Genomic DNA, 25,290 nt, shown 5'->3' on the forward strand with positions numbered 1-25,290 from the left:
TCTCGCCTTCGGCCAGATCGTCGAATGCGCCGTTCGGGTCAAAGGTTGCCGTACCGTCGGGGTTGATCGTGACCAGACCGCCGTTGTCGCCCGTGACAGGTGTGCCGACATTGGCCGCATCGCCGTTCACCGTGCCGACCGTCAGCATATCGCTGGTGTCCGGATCGGTGTCGTTGGCCAGCACATTGTCCAGCGGCACGATGCCGTCGTCCTCGCCCGCCGTGCCGGTATCCGCCACTGCCGTCGGCGCGTCGTTGGTGCCCGTGACTGTCACGGTGACCGTGACCGGATCAGAGGTGCCGCCGTTGCCGTCGTCCGCCGTATAGGTGACCGTCGTCTCGCGTGTCTCGCCTTCGGCCAGATCGTCGAATGCGCCGTTCGGGTCAAAGGTTGCCGTGCCATCGGGGTTGATCGTGACCAGACCGCCGTTGTCGCCCGTGACAGGTGCGCCGACATTCGCCGCATCGCCGTTCACCGTGCCGACCGTCAGCACATCGCTAGTGTCCGGATCGGTGTCGTTGGCCAACACGTTGTCCAGCGGCACGATGCCGTCGTCCTCGCCCGCCGTGCCGGTATCCGCCACAGCCGTCGGCGCGTCGTTGGTGCCCGTGACTGTCACGGTGACCGTGACCGGATCAGAGGTGCCGCCGTTGCCGTCGTCCGCCGTATAGGTGACCGTCGTCTCGCGCGTCTCGCCTTCGGCCAGATCGTCGAACTCGCCGTTCGGGTCAAAGGTTGCCGTGCCATCGGGGTTGATCGTGACCAGACCGCCGTTGTCGCCCGTGACAGGTGCCCCGACATTCGCCGCATCGCCGTTCACCGTGCCGACCGTCAGCACATCGCTGGTGTCCGGATCGGTGTCGTTGGCCAGCACGTTGTCCAGCGGCACGATGCCGTCGTCCTCGCCCGCCGTGCCGGTATCCGCCACAGCCGTCGGCGCGTCGTTGGTGCCCGTGACTGTCACGGTGACCGTGACCGGATCAGAGGTGCCGCCGTTGCCGTCGTCCGCCGTATAGGTGACCGTCGTCTCGCGCGTCTCGCCTTCGGCCAGATCGTCGAACTCGCCGTTCGGGTCAAAGGTTGCCGTGCCATCGGGGTTGATCGTGACCAGACCGCCGTTGTCGCCCGTGACAGGTGTTCCGACATTCGCCGCATCGCCGTTCACCGTGCCGACCGTCAGCACATCGTTGGTGTCCGGATCGGTGTCGTTGGCCAGCACGTTGTCCAGCGGCACGATGCCGTCGTCCTCGCCCGCCGTGCCGGTATCCGCCACTGCCGTCGGCGCGTCGTTGGTGCCCGTCACCGTCACGGTGACGGTGACCGGATCAGAGGTGCCGCCGTTGCCGTCGTCCGCCGTATAGGTGACCGTCGTCTCGCGCGTCTCGCCTTCGGCCAGATCGTCGAACTCGCCGTTCGGGTCAAAGGTTGCAGAGCCATCGGGGTTGATCGTGACCAGACCGCCGTTGTCGCCCGTGACAGGTGCGCCGACGTTCGCCGCATCGCCGTTCACCGTGCCGACCGTCAGCACATCGTTGGTGTCCGGATCGGTGTCGTTGACCAGCACGTTGTCCAGCGGCACGATGCCGTCGTCCTCGCCCGCCGTGCCGGTGTCCGCCACAGCCGTCGGCGCGTCGTTGGCGCCGGTCACGCTAATCGTGACCGTGGCGGTGTCGGTGCCGCCGCTGCCGTCATCCACCGTGTAGGTGACTGTGACGTCGCGGGTTTCACCGACGCCCAGATCCTCAAAGTCGCCGTCGGGATCGAATGTGACGGTGCCGTCTTCGGCGATCGTGATCTTGCCACCATCGGCCAGATCGATTGGCGTACCGACGTTCGCCGGATCGCCGTTCACGGCACCCACTGTCAGCGTATCGCCTGCATCCACGTCGCTGTCGTTGGTCAGCACGTTGCCGATCACGCCAGAAGGATCATCCTCGCCGCTGGTCAGCAAGTCGTCTGCGGCTTCGGGGTCGGTGTTGTCGACTGTGCCGACGATCTCTTCGATCTCGGTGTAGTCGATGAATTCGCCCGTCGGGTTGCCGTTGCCATCGGTAAAGATGATCCGCCCGGTAAAGCTGTCACCGTCGGCATCCAGCACCGGCGCGCCGACCCCATCGGGGCCCGCGTTCCGGTAGAAGGTGCCGTCAGGCAGGATCAAACGGTCAAAGTCTGTTCCTGTTGTGACACCTGTGCCACCGTCAACAGTGTCGCCTGCGGTCGCAAAGATGGTATCCGCGTCGTCGCCGCCGAACAGCGTGTTGGTGCCGTCGCCGCCAAAGATCGTGTCATCGCCCGCGTCGCCGTACAGTTCATCGTCGCCGTTGTCACCGACCAGAATGTCGTTGCCGTCGCCGCCGAATGCGGTGTCAGCGGCATTCCCGGTCTGGGTATCGCCAAAGCCCTGTTCGCTGTCAGCCCAGCTGCCGACGTGGATTTCGTCGTCACCCGCACCACCGAAAATCGTGTCGGACCCGTCTGCGGTCGGATCGAATGCCTCTCCGATCTTGTCGGACACGCGGCTGTCGTCGTCACCCGTCAGAATGTCGTCGCCCGCACCGCCGGTGATCACGTCATCGCCTGCGCCACCGGCGAATGCGTTGTCGTATTCATCCGCCGGACGCGCACCCGATGCAGCCTGACCGCCTGTGCCGTCGGGATCACCGGTACCTGCGCTGATGATATCATCACCAGTGCCGCCGCTTATATAGTCCTGACCGCCGTTACCGATCAGCGTGTCGTTGTCGGCATCGCCCGACAGTACGTCGTCGCCGCCGTCACCGACCAGAATGTCATTGCCGTCACCACCGAATGCGGTGTCGCTGCCCATGCCCGTCTGAACGTCGCCAAGACCCTGTTCACCGTCGGCCCAAGTTCCGACGTGGATTTCGTCGTTACCCTTGCCACCGAACAACACGTCGTTGCCGTCGGCATTGGCATCGAACCCTTCGCCAGTCTTTTCAGACACGCGGCTGTCGTCGTCGCCGGTGATGATATCATCACCGATACCGCCCATGATCGTATCGTCACCTGCGCCACCGGCATAGGCATTGTCATATGCGTCAGCAGCCAAAGCACCGGACGCACCAGCATCCGCACCGTTGACCTGATTATCATCGTCCACACCACCGGCAATGAAATCGTTGCCCGTGCCACCGTCGATGACGTCGTAACCTGCGTTCCCTGTGATGGTGTCGTCATCCGCGCCACCGTCGATCACGTCGTCGCCGCCGTCACCGCTGATGATGTCGTTGCCATCACCGCCTAGGATTGAATCGTCGCCTGGCACAACCGTTGTTTCCGACGGACCACCGGACGAAATGCCGCCCGGAATGGTGCCCGTAGACGTGCTGGTCGTAAGCTCTGTATAGCCCTGCGCCAGATCGGAATATCTGACCGACGGGTGGTTCGTGATCTTGCCAAGGAAACGGTATTCTTCGCCACGGATCAGCGGCTCTGTCGACACAAAACCAACGACGTTGTTGCCGTTCAGTTCGACCGCATAGATATGCGCGATGTTGCCCGCAGAATCCTGCACCGAATAGGCGTATTCAGGTGTGAAACGCGAACCGGCATGACCTGTTTCACCGTCGATGGTGACTGTCTGCGCCAGTTTTTGATCCAGATCGCCGTCATTCAGATAATGGTCGTCATCGTTCACGCCGACGGCAACCGGGGTTGCATCGGCATTAATCGTGAAACGGGTATTTTCGACATCATGCTCGCCCAGAGCGGAGTCCGGGAACGGGTAGTCGTGCGAGTCGTAGCCAGTGACATTGACCGTCGACAGATCCCAGACTGCGACCGTGAAATGCGCACCATCGACCGGCGTGACGTTGACAACGGTCGGTGTCGTTGTCGTCACGGCAACCCCTGTGGCGTCGATGACGGGCAGTTCGGTCGTGCTATCGCCATGGATGACATCGTCACCCGTACCACCGGTCAATGTATCGTTACCCGATCCGCCGGTGATGGTGTCGTTGTCAGCACCGCCGTCGATCACGTCGTCGCCGCCGTCACCGCTTAGGATATCGTTACCGCCACCGCCCAGAATTGTATCGTTGCCAGCGACGACATCGTCCTCGGATGCGCCACCGGCCACGGTGCCGCCTGACGTCGTGTCGGACGATGTTTCGGTCGTCACCTCTGTGTAGCCCTGCGACAGGTCCGCATAGCTGATCGACGGATGATCGGTCGTTTTTTCGATGAAACGGTATTCTTCGCCGCGGATCAGCGGCTTGTCCGAGACAAAGCCGACAACGTGGTTACCATCCAGTTCGACAGCATAGATGTTCGCAATATTGCCCGCCGGGTCCTGCACCGAATACGCATATTCAGGTGTCAAACGCTCACCGGCATGGCCGGTTTGGCCGTTGATGGTGACCGTCTGTGCCAGCGTCTGGCTAAGATCGCCATCATCGAAATGATCGCCACCATCGACGATACCGATGGCCACTGGGGTCGCATTGTCATTGATCGTGAACGTGGTGTTGGTGACGTCGTGTTCACCGCCGGAAGAATTCGGGAACGGATAATCATGATAGCCGTAACCCGCGACGTTCACGGTCGAAAGATCCCAGACCGCCAGGGTGTAGTTGGAACCGGACACCGGCCCGACGTTGACCACACTGGTCGTGGTCGTCGTTGTCGGCGCAGTGATGCCATCAATGATCGGCTGGTTGCCCGTGCCGTCACCAAAAATCATGTCGTCGCCGGTGCCGCCGACCAAGGCATCGTTGCCAGATCCACCGCCGATAATATCGTTGTCCGCGCCACCAAAGATGGCGTCATCGCCACCGTTGCCAAAGATGATATCTTCGCCGGATCCACCGAACAGATCGTCGTTGCCATCAGGGCCCGCATCGACATCGGTCGCACCGGGACCGTCAAAATAGACGTCGGTAATGTTGATGCCGGAATTATCGTGACCATCCTGCGAATGGAAAATCTTGATCGCGGACACAGGACCGGGGATCGAAACCGTGACAGAATATTCGCCAGCGGTATCTTCCAGGTAACCACCGTTGCTGTCAGCGGTATCCAGACCGGCAACACCGTCCAGATCGCGCATGGTGATGTGCGAACCGGCGTCGAAATTGATCGCAATCTGTTTTCCGAACGCGTCAAAAGCCTGCACTTTCACCAGACCGTCGCCGTCGATGTCGTTGATATTGAACGATACATCGGTGACGGGGGTGTCGAAATTTAGCCTGTATTCGGCGTTCTTGTGATCGGCGGGCAGTTCCGATGACAAAGAGCTGGTTGCATCGATCGTTTCGGACCCGGTGTCGATCCCCGACACGTTCTGCAGGTTGCCAGCCAGCGTGGTGTCGACATAGGTGGGATAGTTCTCGGTAAACGTGAACGATACATTCACGCTGCCGGTGTTCTGGGTGAAATGCGACAGGTGGGCCCCATCGACGATACCCGGCGCTTTGTCCCATTCAAAGGATTCGCGCGGCCCATCGACCGATATCGTACCAGTACCGCCATCGCCATAAATCAGATCGTTGCCGCCCTGACCAAACACGCTGTCATCACCGGCACCACCAAACAGCGTATCGTCGCCGTCGGTCTCGCTTTCGACGCCATCAGCACCGTCGCCATAAACGGTATCGTTTCCTTCGGCGGCCAAAACGACGTCGTTACCAGCGCCTGCGACGACGATATCGTCGTTGGGACCTGCGCCCGAAACGATTGCATCGCTCGCGTCGATCCGGTCGCCTTCGGGGTCGCCATTGTAACCGCCGTCGATGATGTCGTCACCGGCAGTCCCTTCCACGGTGCCGTCACCAGTGCCATCGACAGGCGGCGGCGCGGTGTCGACCGGGGCGAATGTCACGTTGTCCACGGATTGATCGGAATACCAGCCTCTGGCGTCGGATGTCGTGATGCTCTGGATTTCGATGTTCGCGATGGAGAGATTGTCGAGCGTACCTGCGTTCAGCAGATCAGAGACGAACAGATCGCCGTTCGCCTGCTGCATCAGGACGGCCTGGATAGTTTTGACCGAACCATCGCTGAGTGTCACGCGCAGATCACCGACCAGGGTGCTGTCAGTCTTGTTGGAATAGGACGCCGCCCCGATGGCGTATTTGACCACGTCGCTGCTGTGTTCGTTGTCGGAAATGACACCGTCATGCTCTGCGTCGTAAAGCGTTGCAGACACCAGCTTCAGTTCGGATGAATCACGCGAAATACCGACAAGATCGTGCGCGTTTTCCGCGTTATAATCTGTCGTCCACCATGCAGTGGTTTCGTACGGATCAACGTCAGCGTAATTGCCAAGATAAATCAAATTCACAGTCGTAATCGCGGTCATATCAGCTCTCCAAAGCCAACCCGTGTGCAGACACAGGCGCGCGCCCGGAACACGGGCTGCAACACTAACACCGACTAAAGTCGGCAAAATTTCCTGCGATTTATACGGGCCAAGCCCTATCAGCAGACATCCAATTCCCTGCAATAAATGCAGGTCGGCCGCCCCAATCGGCCGATTGCCCCCCCAGTCGGGCTCCTCTTAGATAGCCAGACCGGTGTATTTGAGAAAGCAAAAAATCAAAGCTTCCCTAGCGTCAGCCGCTCATTTTGTCTGACCTGCCCGAATATTAGCGTCATCACGCATGGATGCGCAGAACTACTGTTTCTTTAAGGGAAACAGTCATCTGCTAAATTTGCCCTAGCTCAGGAGATAATCGCCGCATTTACAATCTCGGAAAGATTTATGAATTACAAATACACGTGGGAGTTGTAATTCATTCACCGATTGGAAACATCTTAATGTTTTACGGAATTGTGGCAGCCTCAAGGCACATTATGACGATAGCTGTCGCATCATCCGAAACAACATGCGCAATAGCGCTGCACTGTCGCCGAAATGACAGAAACCCGACCCCGGATTAAGACAAAAGAAAGAATCGGCAGACCAGCTTTGTCAAGAAATCACGACTGAAATCAAAGCTTGGTACCGGTGGTCGGACTCGAACCGACAAGCCCTTGCGGGCGGGGGATTTTGAATCCCCTGCGTCTACCATTCCGCCACACCGGCCGGTGCCGATGCACGTAACGCCGTCCGCAGGCGGCGTCAATCGTGACTTATAGCTGTGAAGCAGAGAACGTGTCGCAATCTGTCATGCGCCCACTGTCAAAGCCGCGTGCAAGCCACCGTTGCCGCTGTTCACTGGTCCCGTGAGAAAAGGTTTCAGGCCGGACCACGCCGCCCGCGCGGCCCTGCAAGCGATCATCACCGATGGCCGCCGCCGCATTCAGCGCCTCGTTCAGGTCGCCACGTTCCAGCACACCGAACGCGCTTTCCGCGCCCCGTGCCCAGATCCCGGCAAAGCAATCCGCCTGCAGCTCTGTCCGGACGGACAAGGCATTGGAATCCGTCTGGTTCATCTGCGCGCGCATCCGGTTGACCTGCCCCAGAATGCCCAGTTCGTTCTGGATGTGGTGGGCGACCTCATGCGCAATGACATAGGCTTGCGCGAAATCGCCGCCCGCACCCAAGCGCTGGGACAGTACCCTGAAAAACGCTGTATCCAGAAAAATGCGGTTTTCGGCCGGGCAATAAAACGGCCCCGTTGCAGCACTGGCCATACCGCAGGCCGATTGCGTGACATCTTCGAACAGAACCAGCACCGGCGGGTTGTAGGTGTCACCGACCTGCTGGTCAAAGGTCTGCGTCCAGACGTCTTCGGTCAGACCCAGAACCGCGGCGACAAACTGTTCCATGTCAGGGTCGTCCCCATCAATGGCGCTGCGGTCGATTTGTTGGCTGGCCCCCTGCCCGCTGGCGCCACCGTTCAGCAACGGCGACACGTCGACGCCGAAATACCACCCCACCAAAAGCACAAGCACCGCACCGATCCCGCCGATCCCGCCCTTGGCGACCTGACCACCACGACCGCGCCGTTCGATATTGCGGCTGCTCCGCCGTCCTTGCCATTTCATCGCGATCCCCTTTGCGGCCCTGACAACGTTGCGGCCCTGACAACAGGACCATAGCGGCAAAAGCGTCTGCTGCAATCTGCGCCCTGCCTTGACGTCACATCGCTGCCGTGTGCATTAAGCCCGACTGCACAGAAAGACGCGCGATGCTTCGAACGCTTTATGACTGGACGATGTCACTGTCCCGCTCGCCGCATGCGCTGACGGCCCTTTTCATCGTGGCCTTTGTCGAAAGCAGCTTCTTTCCCATCCCGCCCGATGTGCTGATGATCCCCATGATCATCGCAGCCCCGCGCCGTGCTTTCATTATCGCAGGCATCGCCACCGTGGGGTCCGTGCTGGGCGCGCTGCTGGGCTATTATATCGGTGCTGCACTGTTCGACAGCGTGGGCCAGCCGGTACTGGATTTTTACCACAAATCCGACGACTTTTCCGAATTTGCACTGAAATACAACGCATGGGGCGCTTGGGCGGTCCTGGTTGCGGGCGTCACACCGTTCCCGTTCAAGGTCATTACCATTGCATCTGGCGTGACGGGCCTGTCGCTGCCTGTCTTCATCGTCTCGTCGATCATCGCACGCGCGTTCCGCTTCTTTCTGGTGGCCGCACTGCTGTGGAAGTTCGGCGCACCGATCCGCGATTTCATTGAACGCCGACTGGGACTGGTTTTCACCGTGTTCTGCGTCCTGCTGATTGGCGGCTTCTTGCTTTTGGGTGTCCTATGACTCGACGTTTGCTTGTTCTGACCGCGCTCTCCGGCTCTGCCTTGTTGCTGGCCGGGGCTTACCTGTTTCAATATTTTGGATATCTGCCCTGTCAGATGTGCCTGTGGCAGCGCTGGCCACACGTCGTGGCCATCGTTGTTGGCCTTGCGTATCTGGCATTTCCGTCGCAGGTCTGGCCATGGCTGGGGGCCATTGCAGCCGCGATCACGTCCGGGTTGGGTGTCTATCACACCGGCGTCGAACGCGACTGGTGGGAAGGTCCGTCATCCTGCAGCGGCGGTGGCGGCGGTGCGCTGTCAGGCGATCTTTTGTCACTCGATGGTCCGGTGCTGATCATGTGCGATCAGGTCAGCTGGGCGTTTCTGGGCCTTTCGATGGCCAGTTGGAACGCGCTGTTTTCTGCCCTGCTCTGCGTGATCTGGGTCATGGCGGCGCGGCGCGCGACCTAGGCGCGCGTTGACAGCAACAGTGATGTTTCCGACCGCGTGACCCCGTCGATCCGGCGAATGGCCGACAATACCGCATCAAAGGATTCCAGCGACGCGGTCCCGATCTCTGCAATCAGATCCCACGTGCCATTGGTGGAATGAACCCGCGCTACGGCGGGCAAGGCGCGCAGCTGACGACTGACCTTGTCCGCACCGCGGCCCGTCACTTCCAGCATCATTAGGCCACGCACCGGATGCGGTGCGACATCGGCGCGGGTCAGAACCGTAAAACCCGCAATCTCGCCCCCCGCCTGCAACCGGTCCAGACGCGCCTTGACCGTCGCGCGCGTCACGCCCAGATCTGCCGCCAGCGTTTGCAACGCCGCCCGCCCGTCACGGCGCAGGGCCAGGATCAGCCTGTTATCCAGATCGTCCATCATAGCTACTCAGTTTGTGCAATCACTGCCCAATTTGCGCAAATTGGCGGCTGGCTGCAAGCGCGGATATCCGCAAAACTGGCGCTTATGAAACAGACACATTGCATATTGATCGGCGCCCCCGTGGATTGCGGCAAACGTCGCCGGGGCTGCCTGATGGGCCCCGACGCGTACCGCACCGCAGGGCTTGCCGACGCGATCACCGCGCTTGGCCACACGGTCGAGGATCTGGGCAACCTGAAACCCGCACAGGTCGATGTGCCGGACCATCCCAACCCGGCCGTGCATGCGCTGGCCGAAAACGTCGGCTGGACGCAGACGCTGGCGCAGGCCGGGCAGGACGCCGCGCCGCGTGGTCTGCCGATCTTTCTGGGTGGGGATCACGCGCTGGCACTGGGCAGCGTGTCCGGCATGGCCGCCCATGCGCAGGCTGCCGGTCGCCCGTTCTTTGCGCTGTGGCTTGACGCGCATAGCGATATCCACACCCCCGCCACATCCGACAGCGGCAACCTGCACGGCACACCCGTCGGCTACGTGATCGGGCGCGACGGTTTTGACGGGTTTCCGCCCCCTGCGGCGCTGGTCGATCCCGCCAACATCTGCATGATCGGGCTGCGCAGCGTCGATGGTCCCGAACATGCCGCCCTGCTCGATATGGATGTCGATGTCGTCGACATGCGCCGCATCGACGAAGAAGGCATCCGTGCACCGCTCGCCGCCTTTCTTGATCGGGTGCAGGCTGCAAACGGCATGCTGCATGTCTCGCTCGACGTGGATTTTCTCGATCCCTCCGTCGCCCCTGCAGTAGGCACCACCGTCCCCGGCGGCGCGACCGTCCGCGAAGGCCATCTGGTCATGGAAATGCTGTGCGATTCCGGGCGCGTTACATCGCTTGATCTGGTGGAATTGAACCCGTTTCTGGATGATCGCGGCAAGACTGCATCGCTGATGGTCGACCTGACCGCATCGCTGCTGGGTCGCCGCGTCTTCGACCGCCCGACAAGGAGCCACGGATGACACATCCTTCGCCGTCCACCCGCGCCATGGTGCCCTTTGTCAGCGTCGAAAACATGATGCGGCTGGTGCATCACGTTGGTCTGACACGCTTTCTTGTCGAGCTGACCGATGCCATCACCGATGATTTCAAACGCTGGCCCGCCTTTGATAAAACGTCGCGCGTGCCAGCCCATTCGGCAGGCGGTGTCATCGAATTGATGCCCACCGCCGACGATACGCTGTACGGTTTCAAATACGTGAACGGCCACCCCAAGAACATGGCCGAAGGTTTGCAGACCGTCACCGCCTTTGGCGTGCTGGCGCGGATGGACACGGGCTATCCATTGCTGTTGTCGGAAATGACCCTGCTGACGGCGCTGCGCACGGCGGCGACCTCTGCGATGGCGACCCGCGCACTGGTGCGGCCCGACGCGCGCACGATGGCGATGATCGGCAACGGCGCGCAGGCGGAATTCCAGATCCTTGCGCTGCACGCGGTCTGCGGCATCACCGATATCCGGCTTTACGACGTGGACCCCGCCGCCACAGCCAAGGTGATGACGAATCTCGCCGGCTATGGCCTGAACCTGACCGCCTGCACCACACCGCAGGATGCGGTGCTGGGCGCCGATGTCATTACCACCGCGACGGCGGACAAACGTAACAATCAGGTGCTGACCGACAACATGATCGGTGCGGGCGTGCATATCAACGCGATCGGCGGCGACTGCCCCGGCAAGACGGAATTGCACCGCGATATCGTGGCCCGCGCCGATATGTTTGTCGAATATCCAGAACAGACTCGGATCGAAGGCGAATTGCAGCAGATGCCGCCCGATCATCCCTACACGGAACTGTGGCAGGTGCTGACTGGCGATGCGGCGGGTCGCACGCGTCCCGACCAGATCACCCTGTTTGACGGCGTCGGATTCGCGATCGAGGATTTCAGCGCCCTGCGCTATGTCCACGCGGCCAGCCAAAATACGGCTTTCGTGCAGATGCTCGACTTCATCGCGGACCCGGACGATCCGCGCGATCTTTTCGGGATGCTGGCGCGCGCCGCCTGAACCCTTCTTCTTGCCGGAAATATCCCGGGGTGTGGGGTAGAACCCCACGCGGTGCGCATGAAATGCGGACCGCTGACACCTTTGCATGCCTTCGGTCGTTGCACACTAGATGCGGTATCGTGTAGGTTGCCGTAACCCAATTCTGGCGCAGACCATCAAGGCAGGCAGGCGACATGACCGATACACCCGATACCCCGCAAAGCGACGACGATCTGCCGAAACGGTATGTTTACGATGGTCCGTCTGTCTCGATCGAGGACGAGCTGAAAACAGCATACCTCGACTACGCCATGTCGGTCATCGTCAGCCGCGCGATCCCCGACCTGCGCGACGGTCTGAAACCGGTGCATCGCCGCATTCTGTATGCGATGCACGACACCAACAATACCTACGACAAACCCTATCGCAAATCGTCGCGTCCGGTGGCGGAAACCATGGGGAAATATCACCCGCATGGTGACAGCGCGATCTATGACGCGCTGGTGCGGATGGCGCAGAACTTTTCCATGTCGCTGGTGCTGCTGGATGGACAGGGCAACTTTGGGTCCATGGACGGGGATAAGGCCGCCGCCTATCGCTATACCGAAGTGCGGATGCGCAAGGTCGCCAATTACCTGCTGGACGATATCGACAAGGACACCGTCGATTTTCAGCTCAACTACGATGGCAAGGATACCGAACCATCGGTCCTGCCTGCGAAATACCCCAACATGCTGGTCAACGGTGCAGGCGGCATCGCAGTCGGCATGGCCACCAATATTCCGCCCCACAATCTGGGCGAAGTGATCGACGCCACGCTGGCGCTGATCGACAACCCGGACATGACGTCGGAAGAACTGATCGACTACATCCCCGCCCCTGATTTCCCGACCGGCGGGATCATTCTGGGCCGGTCAGGCGCGCGCCGTGCCTATCTCGAAGGGCGTGGGTCCGTGATCATGCGCGCGCGCACCCATACCGAAGAAATCCGAAAGGATCGCTGGGCCATCGTCATCGACGACGTGCCCTATCAGGTGAACAAATCGGTCATGATCGACCGAATCGCAGAAGCCGCCCGCGACAAAAAGATCGAAGGCATCGCCCATGTGCAGGACGAATCCGATCGCAACGGCGTACGGGTCGTCGTCGAACTCAAACGCGACGCCACCGCAGAGGTGGTGCTGAACCAATTATTCCGCTTCACCCCGATGCAAACGAATTTCGCCTGTAACATGCTGGCATTGAACGGCGGCAAGCCGGAAACGCTGACCTTGCTGCGCTTTTTGTCCGCTTTTGTCGATTTCCGCGAAGACGTCGTCGCCCGCCGCACCGCATTTTTGCTGCGCAAGGCGCGCGAGCGCTCGCACATCCTGTGCGGTCTGGCCGTGGCCGTCACCAACATCGACGAAATCGTTGCCACCATCCGCCAGTCCAGCGATGCGGGCGAAGCGCGCGAAAAACTGATGACGCGTCGCTGGCCCGCGGCTGAAATCCTTGAATACATCGCCCTGATCGACGATCCGACCCATACCGCCAACGACGACGGCACCTATAACCTGTCCGAAGCTCAGGCCCGCGCGATCCTGGAACTGCGCCTGCAGCGCCTGACACAGATCGGCGTCAAGGAAGTCACCGACGAATTGCAGGAACTTGCCACCAAGATCCGCGACTACCTAGAAATTCTGGGATCACGCGACCGGATCATGCAGATCATCCGCGACGAGCTGAACGAGGTCAAAGAACAATTCGCCGTGCCCCGCCGGTCAGAGATCGTCGAATGGGCCGCCGACATGGACGACGAGGATCTGATCGAACGCGAAGACATGGTCGTGACCGTCACCTCTGGCGGTTACATCAAACGCACGGCACTGGCCGATTTCCGCGCGCAACGTCGCGGCGGCAAAGGTCTATCGTCGATGCAGACAAAAGAAGAGGACGTGGTCACCACGCTTTTCGTCGCCAACACCCACACCCAGCTTTTGTTTTTCACGACCAGCGGCATGGTCTACAAACTGAAATGCTGGCAACTGCCGCTGGGCAGCCGCACCGCCAAGGGCAAGGCCATCGTCAACATCCTGCCGATCGATCCGGGCGTATCCATCGCCGCGATCATGCCGGTGGACCGGGACGAATCCGATTGGGACGATTTGCAGGTCGTGTTCGCCACGTCCAAAGGCACCGTGCGCCGCAACCGCCTGTCGGATTTTACCAATGTGAACCGCGCCGGCAAAATCGCCATGAAATTCGAAGACGGCGACGACATCCGCATGATCAATGCGCGGATTGCATCCAACGACGACGATGTGATGCTGGTCACGAACTCGGGCCGCGCGATCCGCTTCCCGGCAACCGACGTGCGGATTTTCAACTCGCGCGCATCAACCGGCGTTCGCGGCATCCGCCTGAATGGCGACGACGAAGTCGTGTCCATGTCGATCATCCGCCATTTCGAGGCCGACCCCGCAGAACGAGCCGCATACCTCAAGATGCGGCGTGCCATGGCGGGCCTGACAGACGACGCGGAAACATCAGAAGACGACGACGACGTGACCCCCGGCGCGATCAGTCAGGAACGCTATGCCGAAATGTCGGCGGCGGAAAACCTGATCCTGACGATCACGGCGCAAGGGTCCGGCAAACTGTCATCCAGCCACGATTACCCCGTGCGCGGGCGCGGCGGTCTGGGCGTCACTGCCATGGACAAAGCGATGCGCGGCGGCCCGCTGGTCACGTCGTTTCCGGTCGATCTGTCGGACCAGATCATGCTGGTCACATCCACCGGGCAATCGATCCGCGTCCCGGTAGAAGGCATCAGTTTTCGCTCGCGCGGTGCGGGCGGGGTCAAGGTCTTTGACACGGCCAAGGGCGAATATGTCGTATCCGTCGCCTGGATCGCCGATCAGGGTGACGCAGAAGACACAACCGCCACGCCAGACGACGTTTGACAACGCCCCCGCGCGGCCAAAGCTTGCCGTGCGGGGCGTGACGCCTTAGCACTTTTGCCAAGGGGAAAACCCCAAAAGCAATAAACGAAGGCGAGTAGTCATGAAAAAAACAGCAGCTTTTGCAGCAGCACTTCTGGTGTTGGCAACACCGGTTCTGTCCCAGTCGATCGGCGGCGAAGTCGGCATCGAATATAACGCACCACTGGATGGCGACGATTTCGGCGGCACCGTCTACAAACTGGGTTTTGAATACAATTTTGCACAGCCCGTTTCGATTGGCGTCACCGGCGTCGGTTTCAACCCCGACTTTATCGACGAAAACGGGTCCAACGTCACCTTGCACGCCAGTTATCACTTGAACGATTTCACATCGGTCGGGTTGTTTTACGCGGTCGACAGTCTGGACGGCGACGATCTTGACATGATCGGCCTTGAAGCCGGCACCGAAGTGTACGGTGGCATCGTCAACGGCTATGTGGGTCGCGCGAAAGCGGACGACGAAACGGGATACGCCTTTGGTGCGGACAGCGAATACGGTCTGGCCAACGGATTTTCCGCCCTGCTTGAATTCGATGCGGTCGCTGCCGATTTCGCTGACGTGACGAATTTTGCGATCGGCGCGGAATACGAAATTCAAAGCGGCCCCAACTTCTACGCAAAGCTTGGCCACTACAACATCGACACCGATGAGGGGTCATTCGATCAAACCTATGTCACCGTGGGCGTTGACGTGGCGTTCGGCCCCAAGCGGGGCACCACATTTGAATCGCGTAGCCTGCTTGAAATCATTCCCGGCTTCTGACCCTTTACACAATCGCCCGCGATGGCCTACATCGCGGGCATGACACATACACTCAACATCGTGGGCGGCGGCATGGCCGGGTCCGAAGCCGCTTGGCAGGCTGCAAACGCGGGCCTGCGCGTCGTTATTCACGAAATGCGCCCAAAGGTGGCGACCTTTGCCCACCGCACTGGCCATCTGGGCGAAATGGTCTGTTCGAATTCGTTCCGCTCTGACGATCACGAACAGAATGCCGTCGGCCTTTTGCACTGGGAAATGCGTCAGGCTGACGGTCTGATCATGCAGACCGCCGCCAAACACCGCCTGCCTGCTGGCGGCGCGCTGGCGGTTGACCGCGATCCGTTTGCCGAAAGCGTGACCTCTGCGCTGCTGGCCCATCCGAACATCACAGTCAGCTATGAAGAAATCACCGACCTGCCCCGTGATGGCCAGTGGATCATCGCGACCGGCCCGCTGACATCAGGCACATTGGCCGAAGCGATCCGGACCGAAACCGGGGCCGATCAGCTGGCGTTTTTCGATGCCATCGCCCCCATCGTCTATGCGGACACGGTCAACATGGATATCGCATGGCTCCAATCGCGCTATGACAAGGGCGAAACACAGGACGAGCGCACCGCTTATCTGAACTGCCCGATGACCAAAGACCAATACGAAGCGTTCATCGACGCACTGTTGGCCGCCGACAAAACCGAATTCAAGGACGGCGAAACCGCGCAATATTTCGACGGATGCCTGCCGATCGAAGTGATGGCCGAACGCGGCCGCGAAACGCTGCGCTTTGGCCCGATGAAACCCGTTGGTCTGACCAATGCCCATGACCCCGCGACCAAGGCCTATGCCGTAGTGCAACTGCGTCGCGACAACGCATTGGGCACGCTTTTCAACATCGTCGGTTTCCAGACAAAGATGAAATACGCCGCGCAAAAGGCTGTATTCAAAATTATTCCCGGGCTGGAGGATGCAGAGTTCGCGCGCCTTGGCGGGATTCACCGCAATACCTTCATCAATTCACCAACATTGCTGGACGGCCAGATGCGATTGAAATCGCAGCCCAACATCCGCTTTGCTGGCCAGATCACCGGCGTCGAAGGTTATGTTGAATCCGCGGCCATGGGCCTGCTTGCCGCGCGTCTGGCTGTGGCCGAAGCACAGGGTCATACCCTGCCCGCGGTGCCCCACACCACGGCGATGGGCGCATTGGTCACCCACATCACCGGCGGTGCCGACGCCAAGACATTCCAGCCGATGAACGTGAATTTCGGCCTGTTTCCACCGCTCGAAGGCACCGGAATCAAGGGTGGCCGCCGCAACCGCAAAGACCGCTACAAAGCCTATACCGACCGGGCCAAGGCCGACTGGACCGATTGGCTGGCACAGACGGCACCCGTGCCTGCGTGATCACGCGCTTTGCGCCGTCGCCCACCGGGCCGCTGCATCTGGGCCATGCGTTTTCCGCGCTGACAGCTTGGGACATGGCGCGCGCGGCGGGCGGCACGTTTCTTTTAAGAATCGAAGACATCGACCAAAGCCGCGCCCGCCCGGATTGGGAGCAGCAGATCTACGATGATCTGGCCTGGTTGGGCCTGACGTGGCCCACCCCCGTGATGCGCCAGTCCGACAGACAGGCCGCCTATGACGCAGCACTGGATATGCTCTGGGCGCGCGGCCTGCTTTATCCCTGCACCTGCAACCGCCGCGATATCCTCGCCGCGGCCAGCGCCCCGCAGGAAGGCGCGCCGCTGCTGGGGCCCGACGGCGTCGTCTATCCCGGCACTTGCCGTCATGGGACCAGAACCGGCCTGCGTCCCCGCGATGCGGCACTGCGGCTCGACATGCAGTTTGCCTGCCAGTCCTTTGACAATACGGCCTTATCGCCAGATCTGGCGCGCACCATCGGCGATGTGGTGCTCGCGCGGCGCGACATGGGCACGTCCTATCACCTCTCGGTGGTTGTCGATGATGCGGCACAGGGTGTCACAGATGTGGTGCGCGGTCAGGATCTGGCAGACGCGACCCCGATCCACATGCTGTTGCAGCGCTTGCTGGATCTGCCTACGCCCGCTTACCACCACCACCGCCTGATCCGCGATGCAAACGGCAAACGTCTTGCCAAACGCGACGACGCACGCGCGCTTGGCCTTTACCGCGACCAAGGCGCCACACCGGACGACATCAGGCGTCTGGTCGGACTTTAGCGCACTGCGGTCCAACCTTCTTCTTGCCAAAAATATCCGCCCCGCCGGCAGGCGTCCCGCATTCTCTGCCCGCGGGACGTCAGATCACGACGCGTCGCCCTCGATCACTTCCGCACCATTTTCGACGCGCGTGTAGAAACAGGACCGTCGCCCGGTGTGACAGGCTGGCCCGGTCTGGTTCACCGTGACCAGCAGGCAATCGCGGTCACAATCGACGTGAAAAGACACCAGTTCCTGCACGTGTCCCGATGTCTTGCCCTTGATCCACAGCTCTGACCGGGACCGCGACCAATATGTCACCTCGCCCGTCTCCAACGTGCGCGCGACCGCCTCTGCGTTCATCCAGGCCATCATCAGAACCTCTCCTGATGTGGCATCCTGCGCGATGGCGGGAACCAGTCCGGCGTCATTGTAGCGCAGGGTTGAAGCGTCGAATGTCATGGCCATATCTTTCCAAATCGGTATTGCCGTCCTAACTATGGCGCAGCCGTCGAAAGGGCAAACCATGACCGCAGAAACCGACATGATGAAATTGTATTCCGCACGCATCCTTGCGCTTGCGGCAGAGATTCCGCATGTCGGCCGACTGGATCAGCCCGACGGGACCGCGCGCAAACGCTCTCCTCTGTGCGGATCGACCGTCACCGTTGATCTGACCACGCAGAACGGCCTGATCGCGGATTTCGCCCATGACGTCAAAGCCTGCGCATTGGGTCAGGCCGCCGCTTCGGTCGTCGCACAGGCGGTGATCGGGCTGGACCGCGCAACCGTGCAGCGCGGCCGGGATGAACTGGCCGCCATGCTGAAAGACAGCGGTCCCGTTCCCACCGCCCCCTTTGACGGGCTGGCCGTGCTGGAACCTGCGCGCGATTATAAAAACCGGCATGCGTCCATCATGCTGGGATTTGATGCGACCCTCGCCGCACTGGACGACGCACAGATCACCGCCTGACCTGACTGCGCTGCCAAAAAAAAACCGCCGCGCGCTGGATCAGCGGCGGCGGGCAGTGGTGCATCCTGTGGCGTGGCGGATCAGGGCAGGCAAACCCCGATCGCATCGAACAGGCAGGTCTTGGATCGCAAGGTGGGACAGGCGATCACAACGCACGCCATGGATACGAGGCAGGCGTCAGACCGATCCGGGCAAGATCAAACCGACACACAGCATGACCGTCAGGGCCACGACCCCCAGAGCATCGGACAGGATCGTATCGCTGTTGCGGGTGATCACCGTTTTGATTTGCTGGTGCATGGTCTGGCTCCTTTCGTTCCTCTGTGTTGCCTCTTTGTTCCATAAGGTTAACCCAGTGTAAAGAACTTTATGAGAACAAACGTGAACAAAAGTGATCAGGACGCGGAACATCCCTGTAAATCAGGGCTTTGGATGTTCCGCCTTTTTGGTCCATGTGCCGTCGGATTGTGCCCAGTATTGCGCTGCGCATCCCGCGTCGGTCAGTGATTTCCACTGGCCGCGCGCCGTGGCCAGCGCGCTTTCATCATGGCCGTCGAACAGGATGCAGGCCCGTTCGGACAGCCCCACCTCTGCCGCTGTCAGTGGTGCGCTGTCGATGCTCATGACACAGGCAAACCCGTCTGCGGGGGTGTCGATCCCCAGCAGCACGGGTTGATCGGCATCATGCGGCCCGCCTGACATGCCATGCGGACGGAACGCATCCGCCGGACCTTGCCATAGCGCATCATCCAGCAGCGCCAGCCTTGCAGGATCGGTGCCGCGCACCAGCACGCGCCAGCCCTGCCCGCGCGCACGATCCAGCAGCATGGGCAGGGCTTGTTCCAACGGGCTGTCCGTCAGGTGATAAAAATAAACCGCCCCCATCAGGACTCGTAGCGGTCCGCGATCAGGCGGTTCAGCGCCATGACGCCCCAGCCCGTCGCACCCTTTGGCGCCAGCGCCGTTTCGGATTTCACCGATGCAGTGCCTGCGATGTCCAGATGGCACCATGGCGTGTCGTCTTTCACGAACCGACCCAGAAACTGCGCCGCCGTGATCGATCCCGCATAGCGACCGCCCGTGTTTTTCATATCGGCAATCGGGCTGTCGATCAGCTTGTCATAGGCTTTGCCCATCGGCATCCGCCATGCGCCTTCGCCTTCGGCCTTGCAGGCGTCCAGAAATGCGCCCGCCAGATCGTCGGAATTGCTGAAAACACCTGCGTTTTCATTGCCCAACGCCACCAGCATCGCCCCCGTCAGCGTGGCAAGGTTGATCATGCCCACCGGCGCGAAACGGTCCTGTGCGTACCACAGCACGTCGGCCAGAACCATGCGGCCTTCGGCGTCGGTATTGATGACCTCGATCGTGTCGCCCTTCATCGATGTGATGACATCGCCGGGTTTGTAGGCATTGCCGTCGGGCATGTTTTCGACCAGCCCGACCAGCCCCACGACGTTGGCACGCGCCTTGCGCAGCGCCAGCGTCCGCATGACACCCGACACCACGCCAGCGCCACCCATGTCCATGGTCATGTCTTCCATGCCGGCACCCGGCTTGATGGAAATCCCGCCGGTGTCAAAGGTCACGCCCTTGCCCACCAGTGCAAACGGGGCTTCGTCGCCGCCGCCGTTCCATTGCATCACGACAACCTTGGACGGCGCAACGGACCCCTGCCCGACCGCCAGCAATGCGCGCATCCCCAGCTTTTCAAGGTCGGCTTCCTCCAGAATTTCGACCTCCAGCCCCAGTTCCTGCATGGCGGCAAGCCGCGCTGCGAAATTGTCGGTGGTCAGCACGTTGCCCGGTGCGTTCGTCAGGTCGCGGGTGAAAAAGATGCCTTCGGCCACGGCCATCCCCAGCTTGGCCTTGGCCGCGACCGATTCCGGTGTGTCGCATTGGATCGACACAGCGCCTTGCGGTTTGCCCTTGTCGGATTTGTGGTCGGTAAAGTTGTAGCCGCGCAGCGCCAGACCAAGGGCGATATCTTCAATCCCTGCCATGTCGCCCGCCACCACAGTCAGACGCTCGCTACCCTGCGCCTTGGCCAGTGCTGCACCGATCTTGCGCGAGGTAACGGGATCAGCGTCGGCGCCGGATTTGACGACCAACACCGCATCGGCCGTGGTCCCTGCCGCAAACCGCAACACTGTGACGTGTCCCGCATCCGCCTTGGCAAAGGCGTCGGATGCCACGGCACGCGACACGGCCTGTCCGGTCAGATCATCAAGGCGTTGCGCACCCGCTGACAGCGCATCATCAGCAGTGGCGAACACGGCGATCACGCCACTGGCATTTGCCAGCGCATCAAGATCGGTGGGATCAAAGCGGATATCAGCGATGTCAGTCATAAGGACGGCCTTTCGGGGGTGCATTTGGGATTTATGTAGTGCTAGCGGCGATACGCCGGAATGGCCAGTTAGCAGTTTCAGCCCGCCCACGCTTCGGCTAGCTTGGCAGGCAGTGCAAGGGGGCCTTTTGCTTGGGACGGATCGACCGTTATTTACTGCGACAGCTGGTGTTGGTCTTCAATTTCTTTGGGCTGGTGCTGGTGCTGGTCTATTGGATCAATGCGGCCGTGCGACTGTTTGACCAGCTGATCGCGGACGGCCAATCCGCTGCGGCGATTGGGGAATTGCTGATCCTGACCTTGCCCAACGTGATCCGCACCGTGGTTCCGATCGCGGCCTTTGCCGCATCGGTATATGTCACCAACAGATTGTCGCAGGATTCGGAACTGGTTGTCATTCAGGCGACGGGCTTTTCAACGTGGCGGCTGGCGCGGCCCTTTGTCTATTTCGGGCTGATGGTGTTTGTCGGCATGTCGCTGCTGGTGCATGTGCTTGTGCCGCTTTCCGCCGCTGCACTGAACGAACGCCAGACCGAAATCGCGCGGTCCATCACCGCACGCATCCTGACAGAGGGGCGGTTCATCGAACCCGCCGACGGTATCACCATCTACATCCGCGACATCGCCCAAAACGGCGAATTGCGTGATGTGCTGCTGTCGGACATGCGCGACGCGTCTGTCACTGTGACCTATACCGCCAGTCGCGCGTATCTGGTGAATGTCAGCGATACGACCCAGCTGGTCATGGTGGACGGCATGGCCCAGACCCTGCGGGCAGACACCCAACGGCTTTTCGTGACAGAGTTCGACGATTTTTCATATAACCTTGGCGATCTGATCACGACCGACACCGGCGCGCCGCGCGCCCTGCGCGAAGTGCCCAGTCTGGAATTGCTGAACAGCCCGGCGGCTGTCGCAACCGAAACCGGTCTGACACGGGTGCGGATCGCGTCGGAATTTCACGACCGCACCAGTCAGTCGCTGTTCGGGATCGTCGGCGCGCTGCTGGGCTATGCCGCTTTGATGCTGGGCAGTTTCAGCCGGTTCGGGGTCTGGCCACAGATCATTCTGGCCGTGGTACTGCTTGTGGTGGTCAAATCACTGGAAACCATCGGACTGGAAGCAGCCCAAGGTGCGATGACGCTCTGGCCGCTGTCCTATCTTGCAATCGCGGTGGGCTTGGTGATCGTCGTGGCGTTGCTGTTCGTGGCGTCGCGCCCCTATCTGTTGCGTCCCAAACCGGGGCGTGTGGCATGATCCTGGATCGGTATTTCGCGTGGCGGTTTGTAAAGGTGTTTCTGGCGGTGCTGGGTATCTTTGCCCTGCTGGTGGTGTTCATCGGCATGGCTGACACGCTGCGCCGCTTTGCGGACGATGCCGTGGGCTTTGGCGGGATCGTGCGCCTGTCGCTGCTGAATGCGCCGGCTAGCCTGTATCAGATCATGCCACTGATCGTGATTATCGCGGCCATTTCCCTGTTTTTGGGGTTAGCGCGCACGTCGGAACTGGTTGTGGCCCGCGCCGCGGGACGGTCCGGGATGCGGATATTGGTGGCGCCGTTGATCGTGGCTGTGATGATTGGCGGCGTCGGTATCACGGTGCTGAACCCCATCGTAGCCGCCACAGCCCGCCAGTACGAGGCGCAGGTTGCAAATATCGAAGGCACCGGATCGGTGCTGGCGCTTAGCGATACGGGGCTTTGGCTGCGGCAGGGTGGCGATCCGGGGCAGACGGTCATCCATGCCGCCCGCGCCGATCTGTCTGGCACATCATTATCGCAAGTCACATTTCTGACCTTTGGCGTCGATGGCCTGCCGCTGGCGCGGGTGGTGGCGGACACCGCGAACCTGTCAGACGGGCTGTGGCAGCTGCGCAGCGTCAAGACATGGCCGCTGGACGGCAACGGCAATCCAGAGGCATTGGCGACCACGGCAGACACTGCCGCCATTCCATCGACCCTGACGGCGGACGAGATCCGCAACAGTTTCGGCACGCCATCATCGATCCCGATCTGGGATCTGCCCGCCTTTATCGACCGCCTGCAAGAGGCCGGGTTCACGGCGCAACGGCACAAGGTCTGGTTCCAGATGGAACTGTCACAGCCCGCCTTTCTGGCCGCGATGGTGCTGATCGGGGCGGCATTTACCATGCGCCCGCAACGCGCCGGCAAGACAGGGCTGAACATCATGTTCGCGGTGCTTGTCGCCTTCGGGATTTATTTCATCCGCAATTTCGCGCAGATACTGGGGGACAACGGCGATATTCCCGCAGCACTTGCGGCATGGGTGCCGCCCATCGCCGCGTCCGGGCTGGCGCTGGGACTTTTGCTGCAACGAGAGGACGGTTGATGCGCGCCCTGACGATCCTGATCCTGTTGCTGTTGCCCATCGTGGCGCAGGCGCAGATGGCGGCCACGCTGGTGGCCGACGATGTCGTCGTGACCGCCGACAACCGTCTGATCGCAAGCGGCAACATAGAAGCGTTGTATGACGGCACGCGCTTGCAAGCTGACCGTGTCACCTATGACCAGCGCAGCGACAGGCTGACCATCGACGGGCCGATTTTGATTACCGGACCGGATGGGGAAATCCTGACAGCACAGCAGGCCACGCTGGACCCGCAGTTGGAAAACGGCCTGCTGTTGGGCGCGCGGCTGGTCCTGAACCAACAGGTCCAGATCGCGGCCAACCAGATCGACCGCAGCGAGGGCCGATATTCCCAGTTATACAAAACCGCCGTCACCTCTTGTCGTGTGTGCGGCACGCGCGAACCGCTGTGGTCGATCCGCGCCGAACGGGTGGTTGTCGATGATCTCGAAGAGCAGCTTTATCTGACGAACGCCACATTCAGGGTCAAGGGCGTGCCGATCCTGTATCTGCCGCAACTGCGCCTGCCAACACCGTCCAACGGGCGCGCCACCGGCCTGCTGCCGCCACGTTTTGTGACGACCGACAGGCTGGGGCCGGGCATACGGCTTCCTTATTTCATCACGCTGGGCGACAGCCGTGATCTGACGCTGACACCCTATCTGGGCGGCGAAACCCGCACCTTGGGCGCGCGCTACCGGCAGGCCTTTGGTCGGGGCGGGTTCGAAATTGTGGGCGCTGTATCCAGTGATACGCTGACCGACGACGGATTGCGCGGCTATCTGACCGCACAAGGGTCGTTTCTGGTCGCCAGCGACCTGACGCTTAGTTTCGATCTGCAGGACGTATCGGACCAAAGCTACCTGAGCGATTACAACATTTCCGACGCAGACAGGCTGGCCAGCATCGTGGCGCTGACGCGCGTGACGGACGACAGCGTCTTTTCCATCGCTGGTAGCTATTACGAAACCCTGCGCGACGACGAAACCGACGCGACCCTGCCACCGGTGGTGCTGACGGCGGGCTATCTGCGTCAGTATCGCCCCGACTTTGGCGGCATATTGACGGTACAGGGCAGCACGGACAGCCTGCTGCGCTATGGCACGCAAGACAGCGAATTGGCCCGCGATCTGTCCCGCATCGGGGTCGCTGCGACGTGGGCGCGCGACTGGATCACACCGGGCGGCATCGCCATACGTGGCACGGCCGCGCTGCGCACCGACGCCTACCAGATCGGCGACCGCACGGCGGCGCGCGACACCAGCATCGGGCGTGCGGTGCCCACGGGGCAGATCGCGCTGCGCTATCCACTGATCCGCGACACCGGTAACGGCACCCGGCATCTGCTGGAACCCGCGGTCGCACTGACCGTATCAGAAGCCTACGGCAACACCCCACCCAACGAAGACAGCACGCGTCAGGAACTGGACGAGGCGAACCTGCTGTCGCTAACCCACTTTCCCGGCGAAGACTCCACCGAGACGGGAATCAGACTGGCCACCGGCATCACATGGACGCGCCAAGGGGCCGAAGGCATCCGGTCGATCCTGACATTCGGCAAACTGCTGCGCGACCGCAGCAATCCGGATTTCACGGTAACGTCCGGTCTGGAATCCCGCACGTCGGACTGGCTGATCGCAGGCCAACTGACATTGCCGCGCGGTCTGACGCTGGACGGGCGGACCCTGATGGACGGTGATGGTGCCACAAACCTGACAACCGCACGGGCCTACTGGTCGCGGCCCGATGTGCAGCTGGCGGCTGGCTATATCTATCAGCGCGCCGATGCCGATATCGGCCGTCCTGACCCCGTGTCGGAATATTCCTTTGACGGGGCGTTCCAGCTGACACCGCAATGGGCGGTCAGTCTGGATGCCCGCTATGACATTGCCCAGAATGCGCCCGCGCGCGCCGGGTTCGGCGTCGGGTGGTCGAACGAATGCGTCAATGTCACGCTTTCAGTCTCGCGCCGCTATGCGACTTCCACTACGGTGCAGCCGACGACGGATTACGGGTTGTCGCTGGATCTTCTGGGCTTTGCCAGCCGCGCGGGCGGCGTCGGTGCAGCTGGCCGTTGCGACACGTGAATTGACTGAAC

At 61.1% G+C, this 25,290-nt stretch carries 19 protein-coding genes and 1 tRNA gene; 12 read left to right on the top strand and 8 right to left on the bottom strand.

What is annotated here, in order from left to right; genetic code table 11:
- The 3 genes from GZH79_RS17725 to GZH79_RS17735 form a co-directional block, all read right to left on the bottom strand.
- Nucleotides 1-6,319 (bottom strand): Ig-like domain-containing protein (locus GZH79_RS17725; protein ID WP_211645107.1); only part of this gene is annotated, 6,319 nt, incomplete at its 3' end.
- A gap of 640 nt (nucleotides 6,320-6,959) precedes the next feature.
- A tRNA-Leu gene (locus GZH79_RS17730) sits at nucleotides 6,960-7,045 on the bottom strand.
- A 47-nt stretch (nucleotides 7,046-7,092) separates the two neighbouring features.
- Complete coding sequence (locus tag GZH79_RS17735; RefSeq protein ID WP_211645108.1) at nucleotides 7,093-7,950, bottom strand: neutral zinc metallopeptidase; 858 nt, start codon at nucleotides 7,948-7,950, stop codon at nucleotides 7,093-7,095.
- 143 nt (nucleotides 7,951-8,093) lie between these two features.
- Here GZH79_RS17735 and GZH79_RS17740 point away from each other — a divergent pair, with 143 nt between their 5' ends.
- Together GZH79_RS17740 and GZH79_RS17745 are read left to right on the top strand one after the other, a co-directional pair.
- A complete protein-coding gene (locus GZH79_RS17740) occupies nucleotides 8,094-8,672 on the top strand; it encodes a YqaA family protein (RefSeq protein ID WP_211645109.1) in 579 nt (192 codons plus the stop codon).
- Nucleotides 8,669-9,121, top strand: a complete 453-nt coding sequence (locus GZH79_RS17745) for a disulfide bond formation protein B (protein ID WP_211645110.1) — start codon at nucleotides 8,669-8,671, stop codon at nucleotides 9,119-9,121. Before GZH79_RS17740 ends, GZH79_RS17745 begins: the two co-directional genes overlap by 4 nt.
- Here GZH79_RS17745 and GZH79_RS17750 read toward each other — a convergent pair.
- The gene (locus GZH79_RS17750; RefSeq protein WP_211645254.1) at nucleotides 9,118-9,537 is read right to left on the bottom strand and encodes an Lrp/AsnC family transcriptional regulator; all 420 of its coding nucleotides are present in this window, start codon (nucleotides 9,535-9,537) and stop codon (nucleotides 9,118-9,120) included. The two genes, GZH79_RS17745 and GZH79_RS17750, sit on opposite strands and share 4 nt — an antisense overlap.
- A gap of 87 nt (nucleotides 9,538-9,624) precedes the next feature.
- Between GZH79_RS17750 and rocF the strand changes: the two genes are divergently transcribed.
- From rocF to gluQRS, 6 genes are all read left to right on the top strand, one after another.
- Entirely contained in the window at nucleotides 9,625-10,554 is a 930-nt protein-coding gene (rocF, locus tag GZH79_RS17755) for an arginase (protein WP_211645111.1), read from the top strand.
- Entirely contained in the window at nucleotides 10,551-11,600 is a 1,050-nt protein-coding gene (locus GZH79_RS17760) for an ornithine cyclodeaminase (RefSeq protein WP_211645112.1), read from the top strand. The genes rocF and GZH79_RS17760 overlap by 4 nt, the downstream gene beginning before the upstream one ends.
- Nucleotides 11,601-11,773: 173 nt before the next feature.
- The gene (gyrA, locus tag GZH79_RS17765; RefSeq protein ID WP_211645113.1) at nucleotides 11,774-14,524 is read left to right on the top strand and encodes a DNA gyrase subunit A; all 2,751 of its coding nucleotides are present in this window, start codon (nucleotides 11,774-11,776) and stop codon (nucleotides 14,522-14,524) included.
- A gap of 100 nt (nucleotides 14,525-14,624) precedes the next feature.
- On the top strand, nucleotides 14,625-15,326 hold the full coding sequence (locus GZH79_RS17770; protein WP_211645114.1) for a hypothetical protein: 702 nt from the start codon (nucleotides 14,625-14,627) through the stop codon (nucleotides 15,324-15,326).
- A 39-nt stretch (nucleotides 15,327-15,365) separates the two neighbouring features.
- Nucleotides 15,366-16,727 carry a methylenetetrahydrofolate--tRNA-(uracil(54)-C(5))-methyltransferase (FADH(2)-oxidizing) TrmFO gene (gene trmFO / locus GZH79_RS17775; RefSeq protein ID WP_211645115.1) on the top strand — a complete coding sequence of 454 codons (1,362 nt, stop codon included), beginning with the start codon at nucleotides 15,366-15,368 and terminating at the stop codon, nucleotides 16,725-16,727.
- Nucleotides 16,694-17,524 (top strand): tRNA glutamyl-Q(34) synthetase GluQRS, encoded by an 831-nt coding sequence (gene gluQRS / locus GZH79_RS17780; protein WP_249219279.1) that lies wholly within the window; start codon nucleotides 16,694-16,696, stop codon nucleotides 17,522-17,524. The genes trmFO and gluQRS overlap by 34 nt, the downstream gene beginning before the upstream one ends.
- A gap of 84 nt (nucleotides 17,525-17,608) precedes the next feature.
- On the opposite strand, the gene hisI is transcribed toward gluQRS, so the two are convergent.
- Nucleotides 17,609-17,965, bottom strand: a complete 357-nt coding sequence (hisI, locus tag GZH79_RS17785; protein ID WP_211645116.1) for a phosphoribosyl-AMP cyclohydrolase — start codon at nucleotides 17,963-17,965, stop codon at nucleotides 17,609-17,611.
- Between the two features lie 64 nt (nucleotides 17,966-18,029).
- Here hisI and GZH79_RS17790 point away from each other — a divergent pair, with 64 nt between their 5' ends.
- Nucleotides 18,030-18,476 carry an iron-sulfur cluster assembly scaffold protein gene (locus GZH79_RS17790; RefSeq protein ID WP_211645117.1) on the top strand — a complete coding sequence of 149 codons (447 nt, stop codon included), beginning with the start codon at nucleotides 18,030-18,032 and terminating at the stop codon, nucleotides 18,474-18,476.
- Nucleotides 18,477-18,653: 177 nt separating this feature from the next.
- On the opposite strand, the gene GZH79_RS19280 is transcribed toward GZH79_RS17790, so the two are convergent.
- The 3 genes from GZH79_RS19280 to GZH79_RS17800 form a co-directional block, all read right to left on the bottom strand.
- Nucleotides 18,654-18,776 carry a hypothetical protein gene (locus GZH79_RS19280; protein WP_283094829.1) on the bottom strand — a complete coding sequence of 41 codons (123 nt, stop codon included), beginning with the start codon at nucleotides 18,774-18,776 and terminating at the stop codon, nucleotides 18,654-18,656.
- 120 nt (nucleotides 18,777-18,896) lie between these two features.
- Nucleotides 18,897-19,361, bottom strand: coding sequence for a DNA polymerase III subunit chi (locus tag GZH79_RS17795; RefSeq protein ID WP_211645118.1), 465 nt, complete (start codon nucleotides 19,359-19,361; stop codon nucleotides 18,897-18,899).
- Nucleotides 19,361-20,827 (bottom strand): leucyl aminopeptidase, encoded by a 1,467-nt coding sequence (locus tag GZH79_RS17800; protein WP_211645119.1) that lies wholly within the window; start codon nucleotides 20,825-20,827, stop codon nucleotides 19,361-19,363. The genes GZH79_RS17795 and GZH79_RS17800 overlap by 1 nt, the downstream gene beginning before the upstream one ends.
- Nucleotides 20,828-20,958: 131 nt before the next feature.
- On the opposite strand from GZH79_RS17800, the gene lptF reads away from it, so the two are divergent.
- From lptF to lptD, 3 genes are read left to right on the top strand one after another with little or no spacing between them, the layout of a single operon-like run.
- Nucleotides 20,959-22,083 (top strand): LPS export ABC transporter permease LptF, encoded by a 1,125-nt coding sequence (gene lptF, locus GZH79_RS17805; protein ID WP_211645120.1) that lies wholly within the window; start codon nucleotides 20,959-20,961, stop codon nucleotides 22,081-22,083.
- On the top strand, nucleotides 22,080-23,174 hold the full coding sequence (gene lptG / locus GZH79_RS17810) for an LPS export ABC transporter permease LptG (protein ID WP_211645121.1): 1,095 nt from the start codon (nucleotides 22,080-22,082) through the stop codon (nucleotides 23,172-23,174). Before lptF ends, lptG begins: the two co-directional genes overlap by 4 nt.
- Nucleotides 23,174-25,279 carry an LPS assembly protein LptD gene (gene lptD / locus GZH79_RS17815; protein WP_211645122.1) on the top strand — a complete coding sequence of 702 codons (2,106 nt, stop codon included), beginning with the start codon at nucleotides 23,174-23,176 and terminating at the stop codon, nucleotides 25,277-25,279. Before lptG ends, lptD begins: the two co-directional genes overlap by 1 nt.
- Nucleotides 25,280-25,290: the final 11 nt, after the last annotated feature.

The sequence above is a fragment of the Loktanella sp. SALINAS62 genome (assembly GCF_018263905.1).
GTDB lineage: Bacteria > Pseudomonadota > Alphaproteobacteria > Rhodobacterales > Rhodobacteraceae > Loktanella.